Origin of the sequence: Shinella sp. M27, from assembly GCF_049199905.1 — a bacterium.
Lineage (GTDB): Bacteria > Pseudomonadota > Alphaproteobacteria > Rhizobiales > Rhizobiaceae > Shinella.
On sequence record NZ_JBLZPK010000070.1, the window covers coordinates 1 to 5730 of the forward strand.

General features: G+C 62.6%; 6 protein-coding genes. 4 read left to right on the forward strand and 2 right to left on the reverse strand.

Annotated elements, in window-relative coordinates:
• Positions 1 to 262 (reverse strand): Tm-1-like ATP-binding domain-containing protein (locus ACOZK4_RS25530; protein ID WP_421594471.1); only part of this gene is annotated, 262 nt, incomplete at its 3' end.
• A gap of 303 nt (positions 263 to 565) precedes the next feature.
• On the opposite strand from ACOZK4_RS25530, the gene ACOZK4_RS25535 reads away from it, so the two are divergent.
• Positions 566 to 1972: a pyridoxal phosphate-dependent decarboxylase family protein gene (locus tag ACOZK4_RS25535; protein ID WP_421594472.1), complete on the forward strand. Its 1407-nt coding sequence runs from the start codon at positions 566 to 568 to the stop codon at positions 1970 to 1972.
• Between the two features lie 18 nt (positions 1973 to 1990).
• Here the strand turns inward: ACOZK4_RS25535 and hpaR are convergent, their stop codons facing one another.
• Positions 1991 to 2467 carry a homoprotocatechuate degradation operon regulator HpaR gene (gene hpaR, locus ACOZK4_RS25540; RefSeq protein ID WP_421594473.1) on the reverse strand — a complete coding sequence of 159 codons (477 nt, stop codon included), beginning with the start codon at positions 2465 to 2467 and terminating at the stop codon, positions 1991 to 1993.
• 154 nt (positions 2468 to 2621) lie between these two features.
• Here hpaR and ACOZK4_RS25545 point away from each other — a divergent pair, with 154 nt between their 5' ends.
• The 3 genes from ACOZK4_RS25545 to ACOZK4_RS25555 all read left to right on the forward strand — a co-directional run.
• On the forward strand, positions 2622 to 3314 hold the full coding sequence (locus ACOZK4_RS25545) for a fumarylacetoacetate hydrolase family protein (protein WP_421594474.1): 693 nt from the start codon (positions 2622 to 2624) through the stop codon (positions 3312 to 3314).
• Positions 3315 to 3566: 252 nt separating this feature from the next.
• On the forward strand, positions 3567 to 4613 hold the full coding sequence (locus ACOZK4_RS25550; protein WP_421594475.1) for a LacI family DNA-binding transcriptional regulator: 1047 nt from the start codon (positions 3567 to 3569) through the stop codon (positions 4611 to 4613).
• 143 nt (positions 4614 to 4756) lie between these two features.
• Positions 4757 to 5730 (forward strand): ABC transporter substrate-binding protein (locus ACOZK4_RS25555; protein ID WP_421594513.1); only part of this gene is annotated, 974 nt, incomplete at its 3' end.

A 5730-nucleotide genomic window follows, 5' to 3' on the forward strand; every position in this document is an offset into this window, starting at 1 on the left:
CCGCCCCCTTCGCCATCAGGGACATGGCGGTGTTTTCGTCGCCGCTGTCGATGATATTCTGGATGCTCGTGCCCGCGGCGCTCGCGATGTCATGCTTGGAATGCGCGGGGGCATAGGGCGGCTCGCCGAGCACGCTGACATCGACCATCACGGCAACACCGCCGGCCGTGCCGATGATCTCGGCCATGAACAGCAATTCCTCGCTCTTGGTGTCGCCGGTACCGATCACCAGAATCTTCGGCGGACGGGCGCTCAGGCTCATCAACCATTCCTCCTTGTTGTTATGACAGGCCCTGCCAGGACATCCATTGGTCCTTCCGGCGTCAAGCCCGACCTGCCCATCCCGCCCCTCCGGCGGCACGGCAGATTACTTAACATGCGAATTAATCTGACAAGAAACGAAACGCATTGCAAGTCTATATTTGAAGCGACGGTTCATATAATGAACCATGGATGCACCCGCTTGATATTTAACATATTTAGTATTTCATCCCCAGACACGCGTGAGGGGCATTGCAATTGCGCATCCGACCGCCGAGAAAGGCAACCGGACAGGGAGTGAGACATGGACAGCGAAGAATTCCGTCAATGGTCGCGGACGGTGGCCGATTGGGGCGCCGACTATCGTGCCGGCCTGCGTGAGCGGCCGGTGCGGGCGCAGACCAAGCCCGGCGCCATCATCCGGCAGATCGCCGATGCCGCGCCGGAGGTCGGCGAGGCGATGGAGGCGATCTTCGCCGATTTCGAGCGCATCATTCCCGATGGCCTGACCCATTGGCAGCATCCGCGCTTCTTCGCCTATTTCCCGGCCAATGCAGCACCAGTTTCGGTGATCGCCGACTACCTCGTCACCTCCGTCGCCGCCCAGTGCATGCTGTGGCAGACATCGCCCGCCGCCACCGAACTGGAAACCCGCGTCGTCGACTGGCTGCGCCAGGCGATGGGCCTGCCGGACGGCTTTGCCGGCGTCATCCAGGATTCCGCCTCCACTGCCACGCTCGCCGCCGTCCTCGTGATGCGCGAGAAAGCGCTCGGCTGGAAGGGCAACAGCGAGGGGCTCGCCGCGCACAAGGCCGTGCGCGTCTATGCCTCGAAACAGGTGCACACCTCCATCGACCGGGCGATCTGGATTGCCGGCATCGGCGAGGCGAACCTCGTGCGCATCCCGACCAAGGGGCCGCTCAACGGCATGGATCCGGAAGCGCTCGACGCCGCCATCAAGGCCGATCTCGCCGCCGGCCATATCCCGGCCGGCGTCATCGCCTGCACCGGCGGCACCTCGATCGGCGCCTGCGACCCGATCCGAGACGTTGCCGCCGTCGTCAAGGCGCATGGCCTCTACCTGCATGTCGATGCGGCCTGGGCGGGCTCGGCGATGATCTGCCCGGAATTCCGCACGCTCTGGGACGGCGTCGAGCAGGCCGATTCGATCGTCTTCAACCCGCACAAATGGCTTGGCGCCAATTTCGACTGCTCGGTGCAGTTCATCAGGAGCCCCGAGGATCAGGTGCGCACGCTCGCCATCCAGCCGGAATATCTCAAGACCCACGGCCATGACGGCATCATCAACTATTCCGAATGGTCCGTGCCGCTCGGCCGTCGCTTCCGCGCGCTGAAACTCTGGTTCCTGATGCGCTATCACGGGCTGGAAGGCCTGCGCACGATGATCCGCAACCATGTCGCATGGTCCGAGGAACTGGCCGAACGCCTTGCAAAGGAGCCGGATTTCGAGATCGTCAGCGCGCCGGTCCTGTCGCTGTTCTCCTTCCGCCACACGGGCGGCGCGGATGCCGACCAGCACAATATCGCGCTCACCAATGCCATCAACGACGACGGTCGCATCTATCTCACGCAGACACGCGTGGACGGCCGCATCGCCATCCGCTTCCAGGCCGGCCAGTTCGAGATGACGCGCGACGACGCGGACACGGCTTTCGCCGTGATCACCGAAATCGCCCGCAGATTGACGTAAGCCCTCGCGGCGGCGGGGTTATTCCTCGCCGCCCGCCTTGCCCTCGAGCTTGAGGGCGGCCAGTTCTTCCAGCATGTCGAGCAGCTGCTCGACCCGCTCGCCGCCGAAGCGCGCGTCGAGATCGGCATAGACGCGGCGCGAATCCGGCATCACCTCGTCGATAACCGCCTGCCCAGCCGGCTCGAGCCTGAGCAGCACGCGGCGCCCGTCGGCCTTGTCCTTGTGACGGCTGATGAAGCCGCGCTCTTCCAGCGAGCGCAGCATGCGCGTCAGGCTCGGCGCCAGGATGAAGGCCTTCTCCGCCACTTCCGTCGCATCGAGCAGGCCGGCATCCGACAGCGTCCGCAGCACGCGCCATTGCTGCTCCGTCACGTCGTGATCGGCGAGAATCGGCCGGAAATGGCTCATGACGGCTTCACGCGCCTTGAGAAGGCCGATTGCCAGCGACCGCCGGCGCTCGCGCCGCGGCTCGTCCGTCGTGTTGGGGGTGGTCATGTCCACTGAGGCATCCTTCGTCATTCTGCCTCTATCCGCGATTTTTAGAGTTCGCGCAATCGCAAGCCAGTATAGGCCAGGACGAACGGGTCGATTGCCGCCGGGCGCCATGCTACGGTCCGCCGCACATCAGCCTCTCGAAAGTGCAGCCGCCATGACCCAAGCCTATGTCTTCGCCCCCGCCGCGGTGCCCACCCTGCCGGTTGAAGGCAGCGCGGCGCTTTTTCCGGTGCATCGCATCTATTGCGTCGGCCGCAACTTCGCCGACCATGCCATCGAGATGGGCCATGACCCGGATAAGGAACCGCCGTTCTTCTTCCAGAAGAACCCCGACACGCTGGTGGCACCCGCCGATGGCTTTCCCTACCCCTCCGCCAGCTCGGACGTGCATCATGAAATCGAGCTGGTCGTCGCGCTGAAAAGCGGCGGCAGCGACATTCCGGTCGAAAAGGCACTCGACTGCGTCTTCGGCTATGCGATCGGCCTCGACATGACGCGGCGCGATCTCCAGGCGGAAGCGAAGAAACATGGCCGCCCCTGGGAGGTTGCCAAGGCCTTCGAAAAGTCCGCGCCCTGCGGCCCGCTGCATGCGGCAAGCGCTGTCGGCCCCCTTAACGAGGGCGCGATCCGGCTCTCGATCAACGGCGCGGTGCGTCAGGACGGCAATCTCAACCAGATGATCTGGAAGGTGCCGGAAATGATCGCCTATCTCTCCCGCCTCTTCACGTTGCAGCCAGGCGACCTGATCTTCTCCGGCACGCCGGCCGGCGTCGGGGCCGTGCAGAGGGGCGATGTGATGCGCGGTGAAATCGACAGGCTCGGGGCGATCTCGGTGACCGTTCTCTGAGCACGGCGCTCGAAGAGCTTTTACCAGCGCTTTTTACCACCGGCGACGGTTTGGCCATTCCCGCGTCAATCTTTCGTCGCGCCTTGAGAAGATTTTACCGCTTGGTTATACCGGCAAGATACGGCATTCACGCCGTTATCGCCGTCCGGGCGGGTTTTTCGCGCGTCGTGCCGAAGTAAAAATTTACTGAAAGCGATTTCGATTTTCCCAAATCCGTGTCACATTGCGGCGAGCAAGGAACGGAATGTCGGGATGGTGACGATCAAGGAAATCGCCAAGGCCGTCGGGGTCTCCTCCGCTACGGTCTCGCGCGTTTTGAACTACGACCCTGGTTTGTCGATCTCGCCCGTCAAGCGGCAGGCGATCATCGAGACGGCCGAGGCGCTCAATTACGAGACGCCGCGCAACCGCAACAAGGCGAACGGCCCTGTCGCGCCGAGCCTGCTCACCAAGCTCGTCATCGTGCATTTCCTGGAGCCGTCGGACGAGATCTCCGACCCCTATTATGTCGGCGTGCGCCTCGGCATCGAAACGCGTTGCCGCGATCTCAAGACGGAGATCGTGAAGGTCTTCCATTCCGACGACCTGCCGGAGGCGGCGCTGCTCGAAAGCGCTTCCGGGGTCATCGTCATCGGTAAACATTCCGATCATGAAATCGCCTGGCTGCGGCAACATGCCCGCCACGTCGTCTTCGCCGATTTCGACCCCAAGAGCGATCATCTCGACAGCGTCTTCTCCGATGTCGGGCTTGCCACGCAAAAGATCCTCGATTCCCTGAAATCCAGCGGCTACAAGCGTGTCGGCTTCATCGGCAGCCATGAAAGCCTGAACGGCAGCGTGCAGCACTTCGCGGAAAAACGCTGCGTCGCCTTCATCGAGTGGCAGAAGAAGAACGGCACCTTCGACCCGGACCTTTTGGTGCTCGCCGACTGTTCCAACGGCCAAAGTCTGCGGCTCGACACCGGCTACCGACTCGCCCAGGATCTCCTCGCGCTGGCGGAGCGGCCCGACGTCATCGTCACCTCGAACGACAACATGGCGATCGGCGCCTATCGCGCGTTACAGGAAGCCGGCCTCTCCATCCCCAAGGATATTGCCGTCATCTCCTTCAACGACATCCCCGTCGCGCAGTTCCTCACCCCGCCGCTTACCACCGTGCGCATTCACGGCGAGCATATCGGCGAGACGGCGGTCGACCTGCTGCTGGAACGCCTGTCCGGGCGCAGCTATGGCAAGCAGGTGCGCATCGCCACCGAACTGATCTGGCGCGACAGCTGCCGCAAGCCCTTGGAATTATAATACTTTTCAGATGCCTTCGCAGGCGCAATAAATATTTACTAAATTTTCCTTGCGCGTTTCCTGAAATTCGGTAAATCTTCCCTCCGACGGCGGGAGAGGAGATCCCTGCCGCATAGGTTTCTTGGGAGGAAACGATGAACAAGATGATTCTGTCGCGCCTTGCCGCCGGCCTGTTTGCCGGTGCGAGCCTCTTGGCATCCACGGCCGCCTTTGCCGGCGAAGTCACCGTCTGGTGCTGGGACCCGAACTTCAACGTCGCCATTATGAAGGAAGCCGCCGCGCGCTATACGGCGAAGCATCCGGACACGACCTTCAACATCGTCGATTTCGCCAAGGCCGACGTCGAGCAGAAGCTCCAGACGGGCCTGTCGTCCGGCACCACGGACGCGCTGCCGGATATCGTACTGATCGAAGACTACGGCGCGCAGAAATACCTCCAGTCCTTCCCCGGCGCCTTCGCCGAACTGTCGAGCAAGATCGATTTCTCGGGCTTTGCGCCCTACAAGGTCCAACTGATGACGCTCGACGGCGCCGTCTACGGCATGCCCTTCGATTCCGGCGTCACCGGCCTCTATTACCGCAAGGACTATCTCGAACAGGCCGGTTTCAAGCCGGAGGACATGCAGGACCTGACCTGGGACCGCTTCATCGAGATCGGCAAGGCCGTGGAAGCCAAGACCGGCAAGAAGATGCTCGGCCTTGACGTCAACGACGCCGGCTTCATCCGCATCCTGATGCAGTCGGCCGGCGGCTGGTATTTCGACAAGGACGGCAACCTGTCCATCGCCGACAATGCCGCGCTGAAGGCCGCGCTCGAAACCGAGCAGAAGATCCTGCAGGCCAACATCCACAAGCCGGCTGCCGGCTGGACGGAATGGGTCAACACCTTTACCTCGGGCGATGTCGCGACCGTCACGACGGGCGTTTGGATCACCGGCACCGTCAAGGCGCAGGCCGACCAGAGCGGCAAATGGGGTGTCGCCCCCATTCCGAAGCTGAATGTCGAGGGCGCAACCCACGCCTCCAACCTCGGCGGCTCCAGCTGGTATGTTACGGCGGGCTCGGCGGAAAAGGACGAGGCGATCGACTTCCTCAATGAGGTCTATGCCAAGGACGT